Source organism: Pseudomonas sp. GW821-FHT09C10, assembly GCF_059418085.1.
In genome coordinates this window covers 89,983-112,015 of sequence record NZ_JBWKPE010000001.1, presented here as the reverse complement: position 1 = coordinate 112,015, position 22,033 = coordinate 89,983, and the positions used below count along the sequence as shown (strand labels likewise).

The 22,033-nt window shown below is 58.4% G+C and carries 21 protein-coding genes; 6 read left to right on the top strand and 15 right to left on the bottom strand.

Annotation, left to right across the window (positions count from 1 at the left end; genetic code table 11):
• Nucleotides 1-87: 87 nt before the first annotated feature.
• From AC07OT_RS00460 to AC07OT_RS00450, 3 genes are all read right to left on the bottom strand, one after another.
• On the bottom strand, nt 88-399 hold the full coding sequence (locus AC07OT_RS00460; RefSeq protein ID WP_495107090.1) for a hypothetical protein: 312 nt from the start codon (nt 397-399) through the stop codon (nt 88-90).
• A gap of 148 nt (nt 400-547) precedes the next feature.
• Nucleotides 548-1,426, bottom strand: a complete 879-nt coding sequence (locus AC07OT_RS00455; RefSeq protein ID WP_495107089.1) for a putative phage abortive infection protein — start codon at nt 1,424-1,426, stop codon at nt 548-550.
• A gap of 792 nt (nt 1,427-2,218) precedes the next feature.
• Entirely contained in the window at nt 2,219-3,001 is a 783-nt protein-coding gene (locus AC07OT_RS00450; RefSeq protein WP_495107088.1) for an NAD(P)H-dependent oxidoreductase, read from the bottom strand.
• 99 nt (nt 3,002-3,100) lie between these two features.
• On the opposite strand from AC07OT_RS00450, the gene AC07OT_RS00445 reads away from it, so the two are divergent.
• Nucleotides 3,101-3,997, top strand: coding sequence for a LysR substrate-binding domain-containing protein (locus AC07OT_RS00445; protein WP_495107087.1), 897 nt, complete (start codon nt 3,101-3,103; stop codon nt 3,995-3,997).
• Here AC07OT_RS00445 and AC07OT_RS00440 read toward each other — a convergent pair.
• On the bottom strand, nt 3,969-4,478 hold the full coding sequence (locus AC07OT_RS00440) for an SRPBCC family protein (protein ID WP_495107086.1): 510 nt from the start codon (nt 4,476-4,478) through the stop codon (nt 3,969-3,971). The two genes, AC07OT_RS00445 and AC07OT_RS00440, sit on opposite strands and share 29 nt — an antisense overlap.
• Nucleotides 4,479-4,563: 85 nt before the next feature.
• Between AC07OT_RS00440 and AC07OT_RS00435 the strand changes: the two genes are divergently transcribed.
• Nucleotides 4,564-5,472, top strand: coding sequence for a LysR family transcriptional regulator (locus AC07OT_RS00435; RefSeq protein WP_495107085.1), 909 nt, complete (start codon nt 4,564-4,566; stop codon nt 5,470-5,472).
• Nucleotides 5,473-5,478: 6 nt separating this feature from the next.
• On the opposite strand, the gene lhgO is transcribed toward AC07OT_RS00435, so the two are convergent.
• The 8 genes from lhgO to AC07OT_RS00395 form a co-directional block, all read right to left on the bottom strand.
• Nucleotides 5,479-6,675 carry an L-2-hydroxyglutarate oxidase gene (gene lhgO, locus AC07OT_RS00430; protein WP_495107084.1) on the bottom strand — a complete coding sequence of 399 codons (1,197 nt, stop codon included), beginning with the start codon at nt 6,673-6,675 and terminating at the stop codon, nt 5,479-5,481.
• A 61-nt stretch (nt 6,676-6,736) separates the two neighbouring features.
• Entirely contained in the window at nt 6,737-7,723 is a 987-nt protein-coding gene (glaH, locus tag AC07OT_RS00425; RefSeq protein WP_495107083.1) for a glutarate dioxygenase GlaH, read from the bottom strand.
• Nucleotides 7,724-7,804: 81 nt separating this feature from the next.
• Nucleotides 7,805-9,130 (bottom strand): OprD family porin, encoded by a 1,326-nt coding sequence (locus AC07OT_RS00420; RefSeq protein WP_495107082.1) that lies wholly within the window; start codon nt 9,128-9,130, stop codon nt 7,805-7,807.
• Between the two features lie 93 nt (nt 9,131-9,223).
• Nucleotides 9,224-10,426, bottom strand: coding sequence for a 3-oxoadipyl-CoA thiolase (locus AC07OT_RS00415; protein ID WP_495107081.1), 1,203 nt, complete (start codon nt 10,424-10,426; stop codon nt 9,224-9,226).
• Between the two features lie 18 nt (nt 10,427-10,444).
• Nucleotides 10,445-11,992: a 3-hydroxyacyl-CoA dehydrogenase gene (locus AC07OT_RS00410; RefSeq protein WP_495107080.1), complete on the bottom strand. Its 1,548-nt coding sequence runs from the start codon at nt 11,990-11,992 to the stop codon at nt 10,445-10,447.
• Nucleotides 11,989-12,783 carry an enoyl-CoA hydratase gene (locus AC07OT_RS00405; RefSeq protein ID WP_495107079.1) on the bottom strand — a complete coding sequence of 265 codons (795 nt, stop codon included), beginning with the start codon at nt 12,781-12,783 and terminating at the stop codon, nt 11,989-11,991. The genes AC07OT_RS00410 and AC07OT_RS00405 overlap by 4 nt, the downstream gene beginning before the upstream one ends.
• A gap of 32 nt (nt 12,784-12,815) precedes the next feature.
• Nucleotides 12,816-14,003, bottom strand: coding sequence for a CaiB/BaiF CoA transferase family protein (locus AC07OT_RS00400; protein ID WP_495107078.1), 1,188 nt, complete (start codon nt 14,001-14,003; stop codon nt 12,816-12,818).
• Nucleotides 14,004-14,033: 30 nt separating this feature from the next.
• On the bottom strand, nt 14,034-15,755 hold the full coding sequence (locus AC07OT_RS00395; RefSeq protein ID WP_495107077.1) for an acyl-CoA dehydrogenase family protein: 1,722 nt from the start codon (nt 15,753-15,755) through the stop codon (nt 14,034-14,036).
• A 111-nt stretch (nt 15,756-15,866) separates the two neighbouring features.
• Here AC07OT_RS00395 and AC07OT_RS00390 point away from each other — a divergent pair, with 111 nt between their 5' ends.
• Together AC07OT_RS00390 and AC07OT_RS00385 are read left to right on the top strand one after the other, a co-directional pair.
• The gene (locus tag AC07OT_RS00390; protein WP_177009982.1) at nt 15,867-16,799 is read left to right on the top strand and encodes a LysR family transcriptional regulator; all 933 of its coding nucleotides are present in this window, start codon (nt 15,867-15,869) and stop codon (nt 16,797-16,799) included.
• 141 nt (nt 16,800-16,940) lie between these two features.
• Nucleotides 16,941-18,380, top strand: coding sequence for an MFS transporter (locus AC07OT_RS00385; RefSeq protein ID WP_424082653.1), 1,440 nt, complete (start codon nt 16,941-16,943; stop codon nt 18,378-18,380).
• Here AC07OT_RS00385 and AC07OT_RS00380 read toward each other — a convergent pair.
• Nucleotides 18,300-18,752 (bottom strand): Lrp/AsnC family transcriptional regulator, encoded by a 453-nt coding sequence (locus AC07OT_RS00380; protein WP_177009980.1) that lies wholly within the window; start codon nt 18,750-18,752, stop codon nt 18,300-18,302. The genes AC07OT_RS00385 and AC07OT_RS00380 overlap by 81 nt on opposite strands.
• 148 nt (nt 18,753-18,900) lie before the next feature.
• Here AC07OT_RS00380 and AC07OT_RS00375 point away from each other — a divergent pair, with 148 nt between their 5' ends.
• Together AC07OT_RS00375 and panB are read left to right on the top strand one after the other, a co-directional pair.
• Complete coding sequence (locus tag AC07OT_RS00375) at nt 18,901-19,518, top strand: LysE family translocator (protein WP_424082650.1); 618 nt, start codon at nt 18,901-18,903, stop codon at nt 19,516-19,518.
• A gap of 25 nt (nt 19,519-19,543) precedes the next feature.
• The gene (panB, locus tag AC07OT_RS00370) at nt 19,544-20,377 is read left to right on the top strand and encodes a 3-methyl-2-oxobutanoate hydroxymethyltransferase (RefSeq protein ID WP_495107076.1); all 834 of its coding nucleotides are present in this window, start codon (nt 19,544-19,546) and stop codon (nt 20,375-20,377) included.
• A 19-nt stretch (nt 20,378-20,396) separates the two neighbouring features.
• On the opposite strand, the gene AC07OT_RS00365 is transcribed toward panB, so the two are convergent.
• Together AC07OT_RS00365 and AC07OT_RS00360 are read right to left on the bottom strand one after the other, a co-directional pair.
• On the bottom strand, nt 20,397-21,227 hold the full coding sequence (locus tag AC07OT_RS00365; protein ID WP_495102530.1) for an amidohydrolase family protein: 831 nt from the start codon (nt 21,225-21,227) through the stop codon (nt 20,397-20,399).
• A gap of 13 nt (nt 21,228-21,240) precedes the next feature.
• On the bottom strand, nt 21,241-22,011 hold the full coding sequence (locus AC07OT_RS00360) for an enoyl-CoA hydratase/isomerase family protein (RefSeq protein WP_495102529.1): 771 nt from the start codon (nt 22,009-22,011) through the stop codon (nt 21,241-21,243).
• Nucleotides 22,012-22,033 lie beyond the last annotated feature (22 nt).

Below are 22,033 nucleotides of genomic sequence, written 5' to 3'. Positions count from 1 at the left end.
CGATCTAAACCAATGCAGGGCTTACGCCTTAACCCCTGAATACAGTGAGGGCCAAGATGAGAATTGTAGAGTTTCTGAACCTTGCTGTCAGTGGTCGATGAACCAATGCAGTTTGCCCATGAGGAAGGCTATGTCGATATTATCCACCTTCAGATCGACGCGCCGTTGCGAGCCATCGATCTTCAGGTTGACGGCTGGCTGACGCTTGCTCTGCAACGTGGCCCGCAGTTGAGCTAAACGGGCTCCCACGAATCCAAAGCAGCTCGCGACTGTTTCCAGGAGCACGGACCGATTAGCAACATAGCCATGTTGATGACCCAGCGTCGGGTGGATCATAGAGACCTCGAAGATGAGGGCAAAGGCCCGCGTGATAGCAATGACAGAGTCATCACTGCGCATCGGTTTCGTAGCACATTCAGAGTATGTGGCAGCCGAATGTACACACCTTGCTTGAGAGGTCTAAATCACGCCCATTTTTTAGACACCTTGCAGGCTAATGATGCACCCTAGCTTTCCGAGAGACCAACCCCGCTCGCTTGCGGCCGTCCTACAAAAAACTCGTGGTCGGCAACAACTGCATATGACTTTTATGAAGGAGAAGATCAGCGGGTAAGTTTCTCAAAAAACCCAACTCTAAAACCAGCCTTTTCAAACGAGCTTGATCGTGAAGAGCAACATGATAAAAAACTAATATTTTTTCATATTCCGATAGCTGAGCAGATACCATCGACAGGTAGGGTTCATTTGAACTGGACTCCGACTCTATATATCCCAGAATTACTGAAAGGCTTTCATGCCAGCTATGTAAATTTTTTCTAGTAGGCTCCCAATACTCAACATACATAGATTTTAGTTCCTCCATACCTTGCAGTGTCATGCCATCAAAAGACATTCCATTGCCTTTAAATTTACTACGGTATTTTGTTTTTAGCCTCAAATGGAAGCGAGCCATACAGTCTGTCCCGGTGACGGTCTTGTTGGCTTTTACTAACAACAGATCTATCGACTGGGTAAGCGCGGAGTGAATCTCGAGCATTTTCAAAAAAGTCACCTCAAAGCTCTGCTTCCTGAAGGCCACTACCTGCTCACTCAAAGCATCAGCGGAGCGCTTCATTTCCTCCCTTGAGTCTCTTAGTTCCACTTTCTGAACAACTATTGTCAGAAGCAAGCCCATAAATGTAAGGAACGTCAAAAAAGGGTTGGCCACTCCGCCAAAAAAATCACCAAAGACCCCGTGACTTGGTTCGCTCTCCTTATTTGTGGAGAGGGTCAATACCACATCGATTAAAAAAATCGCCAAAACAACTAATAATGCGAAAATAAAAATCCGATATAGTCCTTTGACACCAAGATCATCTCCTGGTTTAACGAAAGACTCAAACCATTGAAATGGCCTATTCCTTAACCTCGCCATCCAAGCTGCCATACTAATACTCCTGCTGTCGAATGGCATCATAATGCTATGTCTCATCCTCAGCGTAAACCGACGCCAAGACTTATTAGGAGCGGCACAATCGAGCTTGGGGCGGAGCACTGCTAGAGGAACACCTACAGCGCCCTGCGGATGGCGCCTTCGCGCTATTTCATCTCCTAGTAGGCAAATTGCATCAGCTGGGCTACTGGTGCGACCGACCGGCTTTCTCGTCCGAGCCTGCCAGCGCAGCGCGGGTCCAGGCTGTCATCAACCACCTCGCAGACCAAGAATGACTGGCTAGGAAAACTCTCACACCGATAGATGTATGGTGCGGAAAATATCAGCGGGGCAAAAAGTGGCGACAAAATATGATTTCACAGTAAGCGACTAAACAAAAAATCCAACCACAGCTAAGTGATTGGATTCTTGAGAAAAGTATGGTCTGGTCCGAGTATTCAAGCACTTGCCCCCTAGCACGCCATGCAGGCAGTGGAGGTTCAATGACCGAGTTGCGTTCTCGAGGAGCACTAGACATTGGCCAAGTATGATGAGCTCCTCACCGCGATTCCCCTTAGAGTGGATGGACGCACACTGAAAGTCACCCAGAGCCATACTGGATTTCGTCAGGAATCGCCATTCGTGATCGCTCATGTACGGCATGTGAGTGGGGGCAAAATTGGGGGCATATTGGGATTTTTTCAAGCTAAACTACTGTGATAGAGCCTAGTCAAAATGTTTTTTGGCCAAAACACCCAGAGCAAAGCCCAATCAAATCTAAAAATCTCCATAAATGCGCCTTGACGATCAGGTGAAGTCGTCAGCCGCCTGCTCGTGGCTTTGCCCCGCCCGTGGATTCCACTGAAATCCCGACTGAGCCAATACCCCAGGCTTGAGGCGCTGATCGTCGCCATAATCTTCGCGCGGATGGAAGAACAGCGGCTTGGCCTTATCGATCGAACGCAACGCCTGATCGTATCCATCCAGGTAGGCTTTGCGTTCTTGTTCAGACACATTTCCCGGCATCCAGGCAACGTAGGGTGGCAGCACGTCAAACCCCAGGTAGCGGAATATCCCGTTGTGGATCGGCCAGAGAAGGTGGGTCATACAGCCGTCGATCCCATCCGGCTGATACAGGCTTTCGGCGGTGCCGGTGGTGACGCAGACCATGGCTTTGCGGCCTTTGAACTTGCCGTTGTCGTATTTCTCACCGGCCGCGTATGCAAAGCCACGGGTCATGGTGCGGTCAACCCAGCCTTTCAGCACGGCTGGCATTGAGAACCACCAGATCGGAAACTGGAAAATCAACAGATCACACCAAAGCACCTTGGCCTGCTCCTGTTCCACATCAAAGGTCGGTCGGCCTTGAGAGAACATGTGTTCCTGTTCAGCGGGGAGGTTCAGAAACTCTGCGTTTACACGCGGCGTGGTGATATCCGCGCCATCCAGGGGCGCCTTCCATTCCAGCGCGTACAAATCACTCACTTGAACCTTATGCCCCTGGGCCGTCAGGGTTTCACTCGCCAGGTCTTTCAGTGCACCATTGAAAGACCGAGGTTCCGGATGGGCATATACAATCAGGACATTCATCTGCATTTCCTCAGGGCCAATGACGCCTTTGATTCTTATGCCTGACCTGGGGTATGACAAATCATCGTTTATCGCCTCATGAAAGAGAAAAACTGCGCCATGAAACCTGATATCCCCCTCAAGTCCCTCGCCTGCTTCGACGCAGTAATGCGCACCGGCAGTGCCGTCCTGGCCGCCGAGCAGATGTTTGTTACGCCGGGAGCCGTGACGCAGCAGATCCGTAAGCTTGAGGGTTGGCTGGGCGTGTCGTTGTTCACTCGCACCGTGCGCAAGCTGACTCCTACTCAGGAAGCGTTGGCCTACTGGCAACAGGTCCAACCTGCACTTCAGACGTTGGAGAACGCCAGCCTTGCGCTGCGTCATCGACACGCCCAGGAAGTGCGTCTCAGCCTGCCTCCCGCCTTTGCCAACTCATGGTTCGCTCGGCGTATGCCGACACTCACTCGCCAGCACACTCAACTCAAACTGCACCTGAGTGCGAGCACCGATCTGGTTGACGTCAGCCACGATGGATTTGACCTTGCCGTACGCCATTGCGATGGGCAGGTTCGAGGGTTGGTGGCCGAGTTGTTGCTGGCGGATGAGGTCCGTGTGTATTGCAGCCCGCTGTATCGCAAGCGCCTGCAATTACGCTCGCTCGCCGACCTCACGCGCACGACGCCGCTCTACACTACGTCGCATGCGCATTGGCCCGCGTGGCTCGCACAGCTCGGCATGGCCGATGCAAAAATGGCAACCGGCCTGCGTTTCGACCAGCCTGAACTCGCCATCGATGCGGCGCGGCGTGGTCAGGGGGTGGTGCTGACCAGCCCCTGGCTGGTCGAAGAGGCCGTGGAGCACGGGCAACTCGAGCAGGTGTTCGAAGCAACCCTGTCCGTCAGCAAGGGCTACTACCTGGTTCACAGTGCTAGCGCGCCCTTGCGTACACCCGTCGAGCAGCTCCGGCAGTGGTTATTGCAATCCGCGCTTATTGGCTCGCCTCACGTGCAGCCCTGACCAATCCATCCAACCAGTCCTGATGGCCATTGATCATTGGGTTTGGCCGAGCCAGGGCCAGTTCTACTGCCGGCTTACCCTTCTGGGTTTCTTGGGTGAGAATGCGCACGCGCTCCAGCGACAGGTCCTCTATCAGCCACGCATGGTGCACATCCAGGCGAGTATCGCCCTCGCCCGCCCAACCGTGCCAGGCAATCCGCCCTGGTTGGCCATCAGCCGGCGGGACGAATTCATTGCACTGCGCCTCGACCGGGAATCCGAAGGTCTCAAAGTAGAAGCGCATCCCGTCTTGTAGCTCAGGACCCGGGCCGTCATGCAAGCGCACATTCGCCGAGTTGGCGTAATAGCTCGGCCATTGCGACGCGTGGCTCAACAACGGCCAGATATCGGCGGCGGTGAGGCCTGCGACGATGATTTCATTGGAGACAAAATTCTCGGTGAAGCCCGGCAGGTAGCCTTGCGGCCAGATGATCTCTTTCATGCTCAGCACTCAGTGGTAATGGACTGGTGCCATGGTCGGTGCTAGCGTGAAATAAAACCAATCGTCATCTTTTATGCAGAGCATCATGAATCCTGATATCAGGCACCTCGACCTCAACCTGCTCAAGGCCCTCGATGCCTTGTTGGATGAGCGCAGCGTCACCCGTGCCGCCGCGCGATTGTCACTGACCCAGCCCGCCGTCAGCGGCATGCTCACACGCTTGCGCGAAAGCTTTAACGACCCGTTGTTCGTGCGTGCGCAACGCGGCATGGTGCCGACGCTTCGGGCTGAACAATTGGCCGGGCCGATCAAGCAGATGCTCAGTGCTATTGGGCAGATGCTGCAACCCCATGCGTTTGAACCGCACACGGCAACGATGACGCTTTCACTGGCGTCCACCGACTACGCGTTACGGGCCGTGGTGGTGCCTTTCCTCAGCGCATTGCGTGTGCAAGCGCCGAATATTCGTATCGCCGTGCAACCCGTCGACCCTCAGCAACTGCCTAGCCAACTGGACCGTGGCGATATCGACCTGGCCCTCGTGACACCGGAAAGCACCCCGCCAGGCCTGCATTCTGCAGCGTTGTTCGATGAGCGTTATGTATGCGTGATGCGCGACGATCACCCTGAGTCGCGGCATGAGGCGCTGACCCTGGAGCGCTTCTGTGCGCTGGATCATGCGCTGGTCTCCCCCGCCGGTGGCGCTTTTGAAGGGGTGACCGATCACGCGCTCGCCCGCATCGGCAGGTCACGGCGCGTGACCGTCTCGGTGACCAGCTTCCTGGTGCTGCCGGAGATCTTGCGTGCCAGCAACCTGATCGCCGTGGTGCCCCGCCGTTTGGCATTGCATGCCGATGGGCTGCTCATGCGTGAACCGCCGTTGGACATTCCAGGTTTCGGCAAGACTGTGGCGTGGCATGAGCGCACTCACCATGACCCCGCTCACACATGGCTGCGCGGACTGTTGGTGGACACTTGCCAGGCACTCGGCTGAATGCCTTCAAGCGCCGCGTTGCACCTTGACCTTGCTGACGATACACTCACCGATAGGAATCGCCGATGTAGCTGCCGGCGACGGCGCGTTACACACGTTCACACTGAGCCTTGTGTTCACGAAAAGGAAGTCGTCGATCAACTTGCCGCTGTTGGAGACGGCCTGGGCGCGGACACCTGCGGGATAGGGTTTTAACTCATCCTGCTTGATAGAAGGGCAATATTTTTGCACCTGCTTGAGATAGCCGCGCTTGAAGATCGAGTTTCTCATCTCGATCAACCCAGGCTTGAAGTTAGCCTTGAGCACTTTCAACACCCCAGGAGATGTGAAGATCTCGAACATGTCCACCAGTGAGAAATCGGTTTTCTTGTAGCCTTCCCTTTTCAGCGCCAGTACGGCATTGGGGCCGACCGTCACCGTGCCATCGATCATGCGGGTCAGGTGCACGCCCAGAAACGGCATGGCAGGATCGGGAATGGGGTAGATCAAGTGATTCACGATTTGATTATGCTCATGGGGTAGCAAGTAGTACTCGCCCCGGAACGGGCAAATCTGGAACTCAGGCTCCAGGCCGAGCATCCGCACCACACGATCAGCCATCAGCCCGGAACAGGAAATCAGAAATCGACCCTGATAAACCCCGGTAGTGGTCGTGATCACCACCTCATTCTCGCGCTCATCGAGCGCGATGACCTCGCTGTTGTAACGGATAACACCGCCCTGGCGGGTGAACTCGTTAGCCATTTGCCGGGTGACTTCGGCGTAATTGACAATACCGCTTGAGGGCACATAAATGCCGCCAAGGCCGATAATGTTCGGCTCCCTTTCACGCAGCGCATCTGCAGTCAGCCATTCACGCTCCAGCCCGTTGGCCGCCGTGCGGTCCCACAGCGCCTGCATTCGCTGCATCTCGACGTCATTGGTGGCCACCAGCAGCTTGCCGCAGGTGTCGTAGCGAATGCCGTGCTCATCACAGAACGCTTTGGTCGCCCGGTTGCCCTCCAGGCAGAACTTCGCCTTGAGGCTGCCAGGGGTGTAGTAAACCCCGGCGTGAATCACACCGCTGTTATGCCCGGTCTGATGACGGGCCGCGCCCGATTCCTTTTCCAGCAGCAGAATCTGCGCATCCGGGTATTCGCCCGCCAACTGCATGGCGGTGGACATGCCGATGATGCCGCCACCGATGATCACAAAGTCGTACACCTGTATTCCCTCTCTTACATCCGTCATGGGCAAACGGGGGCGTCTGCGCCCCCGCGCCGTGTCAGTTGGCGCTTTGCCCGTGCTGATGCGCCAGCTTGGGATAGCTGATGTAACCACGTTGCCGCATCAACTCACGACGCAGGCCCGGGTGCGCAGTGAAGCGATCGCGGCCGTGCAGCCAGAACAGGTTGTTGATCAGCAGGAATGAACCCACAGCGACCGGCACGGACAGCTTGGCATCGCTGTTTTCCAGTGACTCGCCGAGCGCGTATAACCAGGTGCCCTCTTCGAAATTTTCAGGCTGCACGAATTGGTCGATATAACGCATGGTCGGCCGGCCGACTTCATCGGTGTCGAAGATGGCATGGAACACATCCTCCTTGACGTTCTTGCTCGGCGGCGCCGTCCAGCGCAGGGGACGACGCGCCAGGGGATGCTTGTAGAACGTGTCCAGATCCGCCCAGTCATCCAGGTGCAGGATCAGCGAGTTACCGCCTTCCATGTTCTGTTCGTCGATCTTCATCATCAGCACGTAGTCGGTGATCTGATTCACGAAGGTACCGTCGTTGTGCAACTCCATCACACGGTGCGGAGCACGCAAATAGCTGTCTGAGGTATCGACGTTTTCCACCACGAACCGCGCATAGAACTGACCACTCATGGCATCGAAGTTAGAGCGCCCGAGCAAATGCGCCACGGCGGTGGAAAATTTGACCATGTCGTCGGCCTGGGACACGTTATCCAGGCCTTGGGGGACGATCAGCAGTCCCCCGGTTGCTCGGTCCATCACCGTGTTCACCAGCACTGGGCGCAGGGTACCGCCGCAGAGCTCATCAAGGATCTGGCCAAACTGGAATCGCAGGAAAGACTTGTACTCCAGCGCCTGCACCGGCAGTTGAGCCACAGCGCTCAAAAACGCACTGACCGTCGATTGCGCAAACGTTAATTCAAGCAGGCGTGGAGACTGGGCCGAAGGCTTGATTGAAAAGCCCTGGAAGGTTGCTGGTGGCTGCATGACCGCAACGTCGAGCGGGGCGAAGGCATTCATTGCTACATCCTCTTTTTTGCCGAGTAGAAAGGCGCACGACGACATCGTCGTGCACCCGATGGAAATTACTGAATCAACACCTCAGAACAGCGCGACGGTGTAGCTCACCGTCATGCGGGTCTGGTCCTGATTGGCATCCGCCTCGGAGTGCAACACCCCCGAGCGCATGGCGAACCCAAGGCCCTTGAAGGTGCCGTCCTGGATCACGTAGTCGAGTGCCAGGTCGCGTTCCCATTCCTGTTGATCGCGGCCGGTGGTGGTCTTGATGTTGTCGCCCTTGAGGTAGACCACCGAGGCGCGCAGGCCAGGGAGAGCGGCGGCGGCAAAGTCGTAGGCATATTGGGCAAACCAGGTCTGTTCACCGGCGCGGTTGAAGCTGGTGATCATGCGATCGGTGAACAGGTAGAGGGATGTGCCGGTAGCACCTTTGTCCGGCAGCGATGTTTGGTTGAGTTGGACAAAGTTGCTGGCGTCCGAAATGCTTTGGTAACCGCCCGTCAATGCGTGGCCGCCGAGGCTGTAGGTGAAAATGGCGCTCCAGGTACGGTTATCGATCTCACCCGAGGCATCGTCGCTGTAGCCACTGGTGCGATAACCGGCACTACGCCCTGCCGCGCGGCCATTGGCACCACTGGAATCGGTGTCGAAGTAGCGCAGGTCGGTCTTCAACGACTGCCCTTCACCCAATCCCAGCACGTGCTGCAGGCCGTAAAACTGCTGCGTGTAATAGTCCTCAAGGTTGGCCACGTAGTACTGCAGCGTCAGGTCTTTGTTGACCTTGAAATCGCCGCCGGCAAATACGAAGGCAGTGCTCTGGCGTGTACCACCGGCGACGGCCAGTCCGGTGCTGTCTGTGGAGCCGCGCCCGGTTGCATGTTCCAAACGACCCGCCGTCAGGCTGAGGTTGTCGATTTCTGTGCTGGAGATCTGGGCGCCTTCAAAGGTCTGCGGCAGTAGGCGGCCGTCATTGGCTTGCAGGATCGGCAGCTTGGGCATCAGCGTGCCGTAGCGCAGTTCGGTTTGGCTCAGGCGCATCTTGGCGGTCAAGCCAAGGCGGCTCCATTCGTCAGTGGCGTGGTCTCCTGCGGATGGAATCATCGAACTGCCGCGATGCCGCCCTTGCCCGCTGTCCAGCGTCACGCCGAGCAAGCCCATGGCGTCGAGGCCAAATCCTAGAGGGCCATTGGTAAACCCCGAGGTGTAATTGAGCATGAAACCTTGGGCCCACTCCGCAGTTTTACTCTGACTGGCTGGCCCTGCCCGGTCGCGGTAATCGTTGTTGAAATAGTAATTGCGCAGGCCCAGCGTGGCTTTGCTGTCGCCGACAAAGTCCGCCGACGCGGGCTGACCGAAGAACAGCAGGCAAGCGCCGGCGCTCAAGCCCGTGAGGGCCAGGGATATTTTCATGGGAAGTATGTCCAGTGAGATTATTGTTGTTATGGATGACATTTATCGAGGAACGGCCTGGGGGCCGCCCTTTAATACCCCGTCATGCAAGGGTCAAACGCGCTCGATCACCATCGCGACGCCCTGTCCAACCCCCACACACAGGCTGACCACGGCGTAGCGCTGCTGGTTACGCTGCAAAGTGCGACAGGCACTGAGCACCAACCGGGCGCCTGAGGCCCCTAATGGATGCCCGATAGCAATCGCGCCGCCCAAAGGATTGACGCGGCTGTCGTCAAAGCTAAGTTCCAGCGCCTTGAGGCAGGACAACACCTGCGGCGCAAATGCCTCGTTGATCTCGATCAGATCCACCTGTGCCAGGCTGATACCGGCGCGCTGCAACGCCACGTTAATCGCCTGGTATGGGCCGATGCCCATGATGCGCGGCTCTACGCCTACCACTGCCGAAGACAGGATTCGGGCCATGGGCGCAACATCGTGGGCCTGGCCGATGGCTCGATTACCCAACAGCAAGACTGCGGCGCCATCGTTGATGCCCGACGCGTTGCCGGCAGTCACGACGCCGCCGGGGAACAGCGGGTTGAGCCGCGACAACGCAGCAAAATCGGACTGTGGCCGTGGATGTTCGTCAACGCTGATCAGCTGGGTTTGCCCCTTGCGCCCAGTGGGCACCTCCACCGGCAGGATCTCATCGGACAGCCAGCCCGACTTCAACGCGTGGGCATAACGTCCCTGCGACGCGGCAGCAAAGTGATCGGCCTCATAGCGGGTTATGCCATACATCAGGGCGACGTTGTCACCGGTCTGCGGCATGCTGTCGTTGCCATACCGCTGAACCAGTTTCGGATTGGAAAAACGTGCGCCGATGGTGCTGTCCGCCAACTCCTGGGTGCGGCTGTATGGACCCTCGGCCTTGGAGATCACCAGCGGCGCCCGCGACATGCTTTCGACGCCTCCGGCCAGGTACAGCGTCCCCTCACCGCAGGTGATCGCCCGCGCCGCATCGATGACTGCGGACAATCCGCTGGCACACAAGCGGTTGACAGTCTGGCCTGGAACGGAGCACGGCAGCCCGGCGCTGAGCAATGCGTTGCGCGCCACGTTACGGCTGTCCTCGCCGGCCTGGTTGGTGCAGCCGAGGATCACATCCTCCACGGCATGTTCCGGCAGACCTGAGGTCTGCATCAGGTGCGCCAGCAGGTTGCCGACCAGGTCATCCGGCCGCATGCCCGACAGGCTGCCGCCGTGACGGCCAAAGGGGGTGCGCAAACCGCTGTAGATATAGGCATCAAGCATGGCAAATTTCTCGCTCAATCAAAGTGGCTCGGCGGCTGCCGGCATTGAGTTTTCGGCGCTGCACAGGGCGATTCCCAGGCGTGCCCGGCGGCGTAGCCAGTTACTGGGGCGGTAACGCGGGTCGCCGGTGAGGGTATGCATACGCTCCAGAATCAGCAGCAGTCGCCCCGCGCCCAGAGTGTCCCCCCACGCCAGCGGCCCGTGGGGGTAGCCGAGGCCTAAGCGCACCGCCATGTCGATATCCTCGACGCTGGCGGTGCCCTGTTGAGCGATGTCGCAACCCAGGTTGACGATTGCTGCCAGCGTGCGCTGCAGCACAAAACCGCAGCTGTCGCGCAGCATCACCACGTGGCCACCGTCGCGACTGAACAGCGCATGGGCGGCCTCCTGCATATCGACGCGGGTTGCCGGGTTGACCATCAGGCAGCGCAGCGCACCCAGCTCCAGCACGGTATCGATCGCTACGCTGCGGGAGGGGTCGACACCATGGCGCAAAGCCGATTCGCTGGTGTCGTCACCCAAGGGCGCCAGCAGGCACAAGGCGTCGGGCGATGGGCTCGCGCCTGTCTCGACGTGTGCGCCCAATTGCCCAAGCAGTGCCAGCACACGGGTCTTGCCCAGATCATCGTCCGCAGCCACCCACACGGCGGGCAGTTGCGCGCACGTCGGTACGGGCTGGAGCGCCGAGGGGCTGGCGCTGTTGCCGTCGTATCGATAAAAGCCCTGGCCAGTCTTTCGTCCCAGGTGCCCGCCGGCCTGCATCAAGCGCAGCAATGGATGGGGTCGGTAGCGCGGTTCCTCATAGAACTGGTGATACACCGATTCCATCACTGGTACGCTGACGTCCAGCCCCACCAGGTCCAGCAACTCGAACGGCCCCATTGGAAAACCCGCGCCGTCCCGAAGCAGCGCGTCGATCAGCGCCGGTGTGGCGATCCCTTCGCTGAGCATGCGCAACGCTTCGGTACCGTAGGCACGACCGGCATGGTTGACGATAAACCCCGGGGAGTCCTTGGAATCCGCCGAGTAATGGCCGACCTTGCGGACCAACGCGCGTAGCCGCTCAAGCGCGTCGGGCTGTGTAGCGATGCCCCCGATCACTTCGACCAGGCGCATCCGCGGCACCGGGTTGAAAAAGTGCAGGCCGGCCACCCGCCCTGGATGCCTGCAGACTGAGGCAATCGCGGTAATGGACAACGACGACGTGTTGCTCGCCAACAGTGTGGTTTCATCGAGCAGTTCGTCCAGTTGCCGGAACAGCTGCTGTTTGACCTCAAGATCTTCGACAATCGCTTCGATCACTAGCTCACAGTCATCCAGCGCTTCCAGGCGATCAACCACCTGCACCAACGCCAGCGCATCACACGCCTTCTGCTGGCTGATACGGCCCTTGCTCTGCAACGTGGCCAGCGTCGTCACCAATGCGCTTTGCGCGGCGCGCGCCGCCCCCGGGCGCACATCGAACAGTGAGATGTTCAAGCCGGCCAGCGCCATGACCTGGGCAATGCCCTGCCCCATGGCACCGACACCGACCACACCGATTCGCTGAATGGGTAATGCGTTCATAGGCCGAGGTACTCCGGTGTGCGCTTTTGCAAAAACGCCTGCATGCCTTCTTTCTGGTCGTAGGAGCCGAACAGCAGTTGAAAGGATTTACGCTCCAGGGTCAGAGCCTGCTCCAGCGGCAGATCCATGCCGGCAAGCACCACTTCTTTGATCTGCGCGACGGCGATGGGCGGCATAGCCGCGATGGCCACCGCCATTGCCAGGGCTGCGGTGAGGGTCTGCGCGTCGGGTACTACTTCGCTGACCATACCCATGCGCAGGCCTTCGCCGGCGGTGAACTGGGCGCCCGTGAACAGCAGGCGCAACGCCTGGAATTTGCCTACCGCACGCAACAAGCGTTGGGTGCCGCCCGCGCCGGGCATGATCCCGACCTTGACTTCGGGCTGGCCGAAACGGGCCGATTCCCCTGCGATAATCACATCGCAGTGCATCGCCAGCTCGCAGCCGCCGCCGAGAGCGAAGCCGTTTACGACGGCAATTACCGGTTTGCGACATCCAGAAATCGCCTGCCAATGCCGCTCGGCATGTCGGGCATACAGCTCAAGCGCAGTGGCGTCGACCATTTCACTCAGGTCCGCACCGGCGGCGAACACCGTAGGGCTGCCAGTAAGGATGATGGCGCGTGTATCAGGACATGCGTCGAGACGTCGAAACTGTGCTGCCAGCTCTTCGCGCAATGCCATATTCAACGCATTGCGAGCCTTGGGGCGATTGAGGCGCAACAGTGCAACGCCCGGTGCGGGCTGTTCGTGCAGAACCAAGGGTTCGGGACAATCAGATGCGTGGCTCATAGGGGCTCCGTGGCCAGGTAAGTGGGCAGGCGTTAACCACGAACGATGCCGGCGGCATAGAGGCGCTCAATCTGCTGAGCGTCCAACCCGAGGTTCTCAAGCACTTTGCGCGTGTCTTGTCCCAAGGTCGGTGGCGGGCTGCGATAGGTCGCCGGGGTACGCGAGAGCTTCACCGGCGAGCCGATGCCACGGTAGTCGCCGATGTCCACCAATAGGCCGCGATGCTGCGTGTGTGGGTGGGCCACTACGGTATTGATGGATGCAATGGCCCCGCACGGCACGCCCACGCTGATTAACTGTTGGGCCAGCGCCGCCCCATCATGGGCAGCCATATGCTGTTCCAGTGCAAGCTTGAGCGCCTCGCGGTTGACCGAGCGAGCGCCGTTATTGACGAATCGAGGGTCTTCAAACATTTCGCCCGCGCCCAACTGCTCACATAACTTGGCAAACTGGCGATCATTGCCCACCGCCAGGAAAATCGGTTCGGTACCCGTGGCATAACTGTCATAGGGCGCAATGTTGGGGTGGGCATTGCCGGTGCGGCGCGGCGTTTTACCGGCGGCAAGGTAGTTGGGCACATGGGGGTGCAACAGCGACACACCGCAGTCGTACAGGGTGATGTCGAGGGATTGCCCGAGGCCGCTGCAATGACGCTCATTAAGTGCCAACAGTACGCCAGCCAGTGCATTGAGCCCCGTCACCATGTCGACAATCGGAAGGCCGATGCGCAACGCGCCGCTGTCGGCTTCGCCATTGACGCTCATAAGGCCGGCCATGGCCTGGATCACGGCGTCGTAGCCTGGGAGGCCGCCGAGCGGACCATCGCCGCCAAATCCGGAGATGGCACAGTGGATCAAGCTGGGGAAACGCTGGCTCAACACTTCGCTGTAATCGATACCCCAGCGTTTCAGGGTGCCAGGTTTGAAGTTTTCGATCAGCACATCGGCGCCTTCAAGCAGGCCCATCAGCAATTCAATCCCTTCGGGCCGGGAAAGGTCCACGGCGATCCCCTGCTTGTTGCGGTTGACGCCACGGTAGTACGAGGCGTCGGCACCTTCAAAGGGTGGCCCCCACCCGCGCGTTTCGTCGCCGCTCAACGGTTCCAGCTTGATGACCTCGGCGCCATGGTCGGCGAGCGCCTGAGAGCAGTAAGGGCCGCCCAGCACACGGCTGAGGTCGATCACTTTCAGGCCGTCGAGGGCCCCTTTGGAATGGTTCATCAGTGCACCTGCGATCAATGGAAAAAGGATTCAAACCGGCAGCAGCTGCATGGCCTCGGCGTGAGAAAGCGGACTTTCGTCGGCCAGGCGTGACAGCAATTGCGCGTTGATCGAGGGTTCAGGGTTGAGCGGGTCGCGGGGCAGCAGCTTGTGTTGCAACAGCAAATGGGCCAGGGCCAAACGGCGACTGTTATCCGGTTGTTGGCTGGCTTCCCACGCCATGAAAATCGCCGTGGCGATGTGATACAGGGCACTACCGGCCTGGCGCACTTGGTCGTCACGTCGCTCGCTGGCTACGGTCGACATACGCGCCACCGTGCGATCCAACAGGCTTGCAAACAGACGATGGCTCTGCGAGGGCAAGCCAGCATCAGCCAGCTGTGTCGACAGGTGCTGCTGCAGCGGTTCGAGCGCTTGTTCACGGATGACGGCACGGCCGATATCCAGGGCCACGATATTACTCGTGCCTTCCCAGATGGAGCCCAGGTGAGCATCACGCACCAGCCGCGCATCACTCCACTCTTCGATATAACCAATCCCGCCACGGACTTCCATGGCGTCACCCGTCACACGGCGGGCATCGCGGCAGGCGCGGAATTTGATCAGTGGCGTGAGGATACGTACACACTTGCGCGCCGCTTCATCGCCCGCATCCGCCTTGGGCAGCAACGTGGCAATCTGCATAAACATCGAGCGCGCCTGCTCGGTAGGCAGCATCATTTTCAGCAATTGCCGTTGCATCAATGGCATCTCGATCAAATGCTTGCCAAACGCGCGACGGTGCCGAGCGATATACAAGGCCTCGTTCACGCCGCGCCGCATCAGGCCGGCGGCGCGCACGCCATTGGACAGGCGTGACATATTGACCATGTCGGCCATCTGCTGAAAACCGCGCCCCACTTCACCGATCAGGTAGGCCGTGGCGCCTTCCAGGGTGATTTCACCGCTGGCCATCGAGCGTGTACCGAGTTTGTCTTTCAGACGCTGAATCCGGTAGGCGTTGCGCGAACCGTCCGCACGCAGCTTTGGCAATAAAAACAGGCTCACACCGGACATCCCGTCCGGGGCGTCATCCGGGCGCGCCAGGACCATTGCCAGGTCGGCATCCGGGTTGGAGCAAAACCACTTTTCGCCGCTCAACAGCCATTCGCCGTCCTTAAGCGTGGCGCGGGTTTGAGTGCGCGACACATCCGAACCGGCAGCCTGCTCGGTCATGAACATGGCACCCTGGAACAGCGTGTCAAAGTCCTGAGAGACCAGGGACGGCAGGTAGCGCGCCACCAGTTCCGGCGCGCCGAATTTTCGCAAGGTACGCGTCAGGGAGTCGGTCATGCTCACGGGGCAGCACAGGCCGAACTCGGCCTGCACAAACAGAAACGTGAGGGCATATTTGACCAGTGGCAGCGTCCCGTCATCGCGGTGACTCATGGCTGCCAGGCCCAGCTCGGCATACGCTACGCGCTCCAGCTCGACAAAATCCGGGTGCTTCTGGATGCTCTGGATGTCTTCACCACGGCGGGTGCGCGGCAACAACTTGGGCGGATTCTTGTCGGCCGACAGAGCCAGTACATCCAGCTCGTTACCGGCGCGAGCCCCCAGCTGTTGCCAGGTCGGCAACCAGTGTTGATAGAGATCGGAGGGCAGGTAAACCTTGAGCAGCGCGGCAAGGCCGGCGTCACATTCGAACAGGTTGAGGCCACGACTATCAGGAATATTCAAGGGGTCGTGGAGCGCTTTGGACACGGCATTCATGGTGACTCTCCTGGTTCTTGTGGACTCAGAGTAGGGTCAGCATCGATAAGTATCTAATACAAAATAAATCAACTACGATAATAAAAAATTATCATAAGCCGAGGGCGTGCCATGGATCTCAAACAGCTGCGTTATTTTGTTGCGGTGGCCGAAGAGCTTCACTTTGGACGCGCTGCCACACGGCTGTTCATCTCCCAACCGGCCCTGAGTTTTGACATCAAGAAGCTCGAAGGTCAGTTGGATATCCAGTTGCTGAACCGCAATAACAAGTCGGTGAGCCTGACCAATGCGGGCCAGGTCCTGCTCAATGAAGCGCGCTACCTGTTATTGCGTGCCGAGCAGGCCAAGCGCCTGACCCTGCGCTCCGCCCAAGGGTTTGCCGGTCGCTTGAGTGTGGGGTTCGTCAATTCTGTGTTGTACCGCGGTTTGCCCGAGGCGGTAAAAACCTTCGAACAGGACCACCCCGATACGGAGATCGTGCTAATGGAGATGAACAGCGCGGAACAGGCCCAGGCGTTGCAACGCGGGCAAATCGATATTGGGTTTGTGCACTGGAGCAAATTCCCCGACAGCATCGAGTGCGAACGGCTGTTGCGCGAACCCTTTGTCTGCTGCCTGCCAACGTCACATCGGCTCTCTGACCGCGACAGCATCGACCTGCAGGCGCTGGCAGATGAAGATTTCATTCTGTTCCCGCGCACGGTGTCGCCGCACTACCACGACCTGATCATCGCACGCTGTGTCGACGCAGGTTTCAGCCCGCGCATCCGCCACGAAACACGCCTCTGGCAGACGGTGGTAACCATGGTGGCTTACGGAATGGGCGTGGCGCTTGTACCACAAACCCTGGCCAAGACCCTGCGCGAAGGCGTGCGCTATTGCGCGATCAATGGGGACGGCGCACTTTCCGAAATTCACGCCATCCGCTTGGCCGCAACGCCGTCCGCCGCCGCGCAAAGTTTTCTGGAGCGGTTCAAAACGTTGCAGCCTACGCTCCCATCTACCAATGACCTCAACGATACGAAATCCCGTATCACGCAATAATTTTTAATCATTATTTTTATCACTGTTGGCTGTATAGGCTCTTAGCTATCGGCCTTGCGTGTGCCTTGGCGGGCCGATCCGCTCATAACCCTTCGCGCAGTGAAGAAGGGTTGTTTCCAATAAAAACAACAGGATCTCACTATGAATACCGCCCAGGATATTGCCGCTCACAAAAGAGCTCGCAAGGCAGGTGTTGCCTCGTTTATCGGCACGACAATCGAGTGGTATGACTTCTACGCGTACGGCATCGCGGCTGCACTGGTCTTCGGCAAAGTGTTCTTTCCCTCAGACCTCAACCCAGGCACTGCCACCCTCCTCTCATTCCTGACGCTCTGGGCCGGATTCATCGCGCGCCCGGTAGGCGGCATTATTTTCGGTCACCTGGGTGACAAGATTGGCCGCAAAACCACACTGGTGATCACCCTGGTGATGATGGGCATAGCTACCACCTGCATCGGTTTACTTCCGACCTACCTGCAAATCGGCATCTGGGCGCCGATCGCGCTGGTGGTACTGCGGGTAATTCAGGGGGTCGCCGTCGGCGGCGAATGGGGTGGCGCCATCCTCATCGCCAGTGAAAACGCGCCAAAAGGTAAAGGCATCCTGTACGCCGCCTTCGCCCAGCAAGGTTCGCCTGCCGGCAACCTGCTGGCCACGCTGGTGTTTTTCGGTTTGAGCGCCCTGCCGGTGACAGACTTCATGCTGTGGGGCTGGCGGATCCCATTCCTGCTATCGGCGGCGCTGGTCATCGTAGGCATGGTCATCCGTCTCAAGCTCGAAGAGTCCGACGACATGAAGCGTCTTATGGCGCAAAAGAAGACGGTCAAACTGCCAATCCTGGAGGTGCTGCGCAATCACTGGCAGATCGTGCTGCTGGGCGCCGGCGTGCTGCCGATCATCCATGTGACTTACTTTAAAAGCACCTTTGCGCTGTCTTGGGCCACCAAGGAACTGGGCTATGCACAAAGCACTTTTCTCAGCGTAATCGTTATTTCTCTGATCGTTCAGTTCATCGCCCAGCCCTTTGGCGCCATTCTCGTGTCGAAGATTGATATGCGCAAAGCGGTTGCGTTCATGGTGATTCCCGAACTGATTCTGATGCCGGCGATGTTCTTTGCCGTCGAAACAAAGATCTATTGGATTGCGGTAGTGGGCATGTGCCTGGCGACCATTCCGCACTCGATGTTCTACGGCGCCGTCGGTGGCATTCTCGCGCGTGCCTTTCCCACAAAAGTGCGCTACAGCGGTTTGTCGATCGCCTACCAGCTCTGTTCACTGTTGGTAGGTGGTGCCACCCCCGTCCTTGCCCAAGGGCTGCTCAACTCCACCGGCAGCATCATTGGGGTGGCCATCGCTTCGGCTTCCTATGCCCTGGTGTCGCTGGTGTGCATGCTGCTCCTGCTCAAACGCATCGGGCATAACGCCTCCGAGCTGTCCTGCGCGGAACAGGCAGACGCCGATGAGTTGGCCGGCGACGCAGTTACAGCGTCGACGCAACCGTCACACGGGCAGCGGCCGGTCCTGGATAACTCGCTTCATGACGAGCGTCGAGGTCAACCGTTGCACATTGGGCAAGGCTGACAGACTCTCATCGTAGAGCCGCTGAAAGGCCGGCAGGTCCTGGGTAATGACGTGAAGCAGGTAATCCGGCTCGCCGAACAATCGTTGGGCATCGATGACCTGAGGAATCTGCATCAGCGCAGCCTCGAACGCATGAACGGCGGCCTTGTCACCCTCACGCAGGGTCGCAAACACCATGGCAGAAAAGTTGAGGCCAAGGGCGCCGGGGTCCAGTTGCGCACGATAGCCCATTAATACCCCGGACTCTTCCAGCGCCCGCACGCGACGATGGCACGGTGAAAGGCTGAGGCCCACGCGCTCAGCCAATTCCGTTACCGATAGGCGACCGTTTTTTTGCAGCTCTGAAATAATCTTGCGATCAATCTCATCCATCCGGAAGATTCTCCCAATTCAAAGCGCTTTGATGACTGTATTTGAAAGCACATTCTAACAATATTTCATTATTCTTCCTGGCGTTCATTATTGCGCGAGGCGCCACGATGCAAAGATGTATGAGTCACCAACGAAGGGGGGCAGCGGCATGACCTTGAGTATCTTCGTTGCCTTCTGGGCCGTATCTATTCTGTTCGTGATCACACCTGGTGCGGACTGGGCTTATGCGATTTCGGCAGGGCTGAAAGGCCGCGTGGTCCTGCCTGCCATCGGTGGGTTGCTGTCCGGGCATATCATCGCCACCCTGATCGTTGCTGGCGGTGTCGGCACACTGGTTGCCAGGCATCCACTGGCCTTGTCAGTGCTGACTGTCGCCGGCGCGGGCTACCTGCTGTGGCTGGGCGTCAATATGATTGCTCACCCTTCCACGCCCCACGCTGATCAGGTCCAGGTGTCCGACTCGTGGCAACGCTGGGCGATCAAGGGGCTGTGTGTGAGTGGTTTGAACCCCAAGGTATTCCTGCTGTTCCTGGCCCTCCTGCCGCAATTCACCGATGGCACGGCGACCTGGCCGGTACCTATGCAGATGATTGCGCTGGGACTCGTTCATACGCTGAGCTGCGCAGTGATTTATCTGTTGGTCGGCTATGGATCCCAGACAGTGCTGCGGGCACGGCCTGCTGCGGCACGGCGTGTCAGTCGTTTTTCCGGTGCAGCCATGATCCTTATCGCAATCGTATTGTTCATCGAGCAATTACTGGGTTAACCCCTATTTCAGTGAGGCGACAAGAATGACTGATCAGCCTGCACCCTATGGCAATGCCCAACCGGCTTCTCGTATCCGTATTCCGCACTTGAAGCAGATGAAGATGGAGGGCCGGAAGTGGGCGATGCTCACCGCCTACGACATGTACAGTGCAGCCATCTTCGAGGAGGCCGGCATCCCGGTACTATTGGTAGGTGATTCGGCCTCCAACAATGTCTATGGCAACGAATCTACGCTCTCGGTCACTGTGGACGAACTGATCCCGCTGGTGCACGCAGTCAGTCGTTCAACGAAACGAGCGCTGGTAATTGCCGACCTGCCTTTCGGCTCCTATCAGGCCTCGGTGGAACAATGCTTTCACACTGCCGTGCGCTTTATGAAAGAGGCCGGTGCCCATGCGGTCAAACTGGAGGGCGGCATTGAAATGCTGCCTCAGGTCGAGAAGCTGACGACCTGCGGTATTCCGGTCATGGCGCACATTGGTTTCACGCCTCAGATGGAGCATCAACTGGGTGGTTATCGGGTGCAGGGGCGCGGGGAAGACGCACAACGTCTGATCCATAGCGCCAAGGCCTTCGAGGCAGCCGGCGCCTTTGCGTTATTGGTCGAGATGGTGCCGGGTGAGGTAGGCCGTGAGATCACTGAAGCGGTATCGATTCCGACCGTTGGCATTGGCGCAGGTAACCAGTGCGATGCACAGGTGCTGGTCTGGCAGGACATGACGGGGCTGCGCAATGGCCGGCTGCCGCGCTTCGTCAAACAATATGCGGACCTCAGGTCTGTGCTCCATACCGCCGCCAGTGATTTTGTGCGAGAGGTGCAGGCCGGCGAGTTCCCGGGGCCTGAACATACGTTCTGACCCTCGGAACCCAGGCGTTTCAACGACTCAGTTTGAACGCCTGGCGCGCATTCTCCGCCAGGAACAGACGCCGGACATTATCGTCCAGACCCAAGGCTGCGAGTCCATCCAGACAATCCGCCGGCGTCAGCATCGGGTAGTTTGTGCCAAACAACACCTTCCCCTTTCCCGCCCCACGCATATACGCCACCAGCTCGTCAGGAAACCGCGACGCCTTGTAGGCCGATGTATCCACGTAGACATTCGGGTGCTTCATCATCAGGGAAATCATTTCGGCCACCCACGGAAAGCCGATATGTCCACCGACGATGCGTAGCTCAGGAAACTCGTGCGCTACGTTATCCAGATAAGGCATCGGGCGCCCGGGCTCAGACGGGCGCATCGGGCCTGCATGGCCCACTTGCAAACAGAAGGTGATATCCAGCTCGATGCACTCGGCGTATAGCGGATAGTATCGGCGGTCATCAGGCGGCAGCCCCCATAGCCAGGGCAACACGCGCAAGGCCTTGAAGCCATATTGCCTGACGCAACGACGCAACTCCCTTACCGCATCCATCGGCCGGCTCAGGTCCACTGACGCTACGCCAATGACCCGCTCCGGTTGCGCCGAGACCGCAGCCGCCACTTCTTCGTTAGTGATCATCGGCCCAGCCGGCCCCCACCAGGCACTGGCAAAGACCTTGGATACTCCGTCCTTTCGGAAGGTCTCAAGCGCCTCGGCCGAGGTGATGTCAGGGGTATTTTCGGCTAAAGCCTTCCATGCTGTTGGCCAGCGCCGCAATGACTCAAACATCGAGTCCTGCAAAAAGCGCTTGTTGGGAAACTGCATCCAGGCGTCGATTATTTCCACGGCGTTTTAACTCCTATTCACCCATGATTTCCCGGCGGCGTTTATCCTGGGCCCGGCGATTACCCTCATCACTCATGCCGGTGGGCAGTTCCTGGTCGAGCAGCGTGGTACGCAGGTCAATCTGCTGCATGACCGAATCCTGCAAGGCCTTCTTGGACATGGCATACGCCACGTTGCAATCGGGGGTAATGCAGCGCGCATAGGCAATCGCGGTGGCCAGCAGTTGCGATTCCTCCACCACCTCATGGAAGAACCCGAGCTTCTCGGCCTGCTCCAGCGAATAGAGCTCACCCTTGAGGGTGGTCAGCGCGCCGACCTGATCACCCAACGCGTACTTGATGATTTCCACATACGCGGCGGGCATCGGAATACCGATAGGCACTTCGTTGAGGCCGAACTTGGCCTCTTTGCGCGCAGCGATACGGAAGTCGCAATCCAGAGCCGTGATCAGACCGCCGGCAATGGCATGCCCGTTGATCGCTGCCACCGTGGGGCGCGGGTACTGGAAAATACGCAGGTTGGTCGCGCGGTATTCGGCGTACCACTGGCGGATTCGCTCTTTGTTCTGGCTGCCAAATACATCAAAGCTGTACTTGAAGTCGATACCGGCTGAAAAGGCATTGCCCTGCCCGGTTAGAATCACCGGCAACTCGCTGAACTCGGTTTCGAGCCGATCGAAGGCATCATGCAGGTCCTTGAAGAAGGTGTCGTTCTGCACATTGACCTTGTTAGTATTCATGCGCACAACCGCACACCCCTCCATCACTTCAATCTGCCATGCCATGTTTCACTCCTTATCGGTGGCG

What these genes read in the sequence shown, in the direction of transcription:
- AC07OT_RS00460 (WP_495107090.1), bottom strand. Translation starts at nt 399, where the DNA reads ATGCGCAGTGATGACTCTGTCATTGCTATCACGCGGGCCTTTGCCCTC.
- AC07OT_RS00455 (WP_495107089.1), bottom strand. Translation starts at nt 1,426, where the DNA reads ATGGCAGCTTGGATGGCGAGGTTAAGGAATAGGCCATTTCAATGGTTT.
- AC07OT_RS00450 (WP_495107088.1), bottom strand. Translation starts at nt 3,001, where the DNA reads ATGAATGTCCTGATTGTATATGCCCATCCGGAACCTCGGTCTTTCAAT.
- AC07OT_RS00445 (WP_495107087.1), top strand. Translation starts at nt 3,101, where the DNA reads ATGAAACCTGATATCCCCCTCAAGTCCCTCGCCTGCTTCGACGCAGTA.
- AC07OT_RS00440 (WP_495107086.1), bottom strand. Translation starts at nt 4,478, where the DNA reads ATGAAAGAGATCATCTGGCCGCAAGGCTACCTGCCGGGCTTCACCGAG.
- AC07OT_RS00435 (WP_495107085.1), top strand. Translation starts at nt 4,564, where the DNA reads ATGAATCCTGATATCAGGCACCTCGACCTCAACCTGCTCAAGGCCCTC.
- glaH (WP_495107083.1), bottom strand. Translation starts at nt 7,723, where the DNA reads ATGAATGCCTTCGCCCCGCTCGACGTTGCGGTCATGCAGCCACCAGCA.
- AC07OT_RS00420 (WP_495107082.1), bottom strand. Translation starts at nt 9,130, where the DNA reads ATGAAAATATCCCTGGCCCTCACGGGCTTGAGCGCCGGCGCTTGCCTG.
- AC07OT_RS00415 (WP_495107081.1), bottom strand. Translation starts at nt 10,426, where the DNA reads ATGCTTGATGCCTATATCTACAGCGGTTTGCGCACCCCCTTTGGCCGT.
- AC07OT_RS00410 (WP_495107080.1), bottom strand. Translation starts at nt 11,992, where the DNA reads ATGAACGCATTACCCATTCAGCGAATCGGTGTGGTCGGTGTCGGTGCC.
- AC07OT_RS00405 (WP_495107079.1), bottom strand. Translation starts at nt 12,783, where the DNA reads ATGAGCCACGCATCTGATTGTCCCGAACCCTTGGTTCTGCACGAACAG.
- AC07OT_RS00400 (WP_495107078.1), bottom strand. Translation starts at nt 14,003, where the DNA reads ATGAACCATTCCAAAGGGGCCCTCGACGGCCTGAAAGTGATCGACCTC.
- AC07OT_RS00395 (WP_495107077.1), bottom strand. Translation starts at nt 15,755, where the DNA reads ATGAATGCCGTGTCCAAAGCGCTCCACGACCCCTTGAATATTCCTGAT.
- AC07OT_RS00390 (WP_177009982.1), top strand. Translation starts at nt 15,867, where the DNA reads ATGGATCTCAAACAGCTGCGTTATTTTGTTGCGGTGGCCGAAGAGCTT.
- AC07OT_RS00385 (WP_424082653.1), top strand. Translation starts at nt 16,941, where the DNA reads ATGAATACCGCCCAGGATATTGCCGCTCACAAAAGAGCTCGCAAGGCA.
- AC07OT_RS00380 (WP_177009980.1), bottom strand. Translation starts at nt 18,752, where the DNA reads ATGGATGAGATTGATCGCAAGATTATTTCAGAGCTGCAAAAAAACGGT.
- AC07OT_RS00375 (WP_424082650.1), top strand. Translation starts at nt 18,901, where the DNA reads ATGACCTTGAGTATCTTCGTTGCCTTCTGGGCCGTATCTATTCTGTTC.
- panB (WP_495107076.1), top strand. Translation starts at nt 19,544, where the DNA reads ATGACTGATCAGCCTGCACCCTATGGCAATGCCCAACCGGCTTCTCGT.
- AC07OT_RS00360 (WP_495102529.1), bottom strand. Translation starts at nt 22,011, where the DNA reads ATGGCATGGCAGATTGAAGTGATGGAGGGGTGTGCGGTTGTGCGCATG.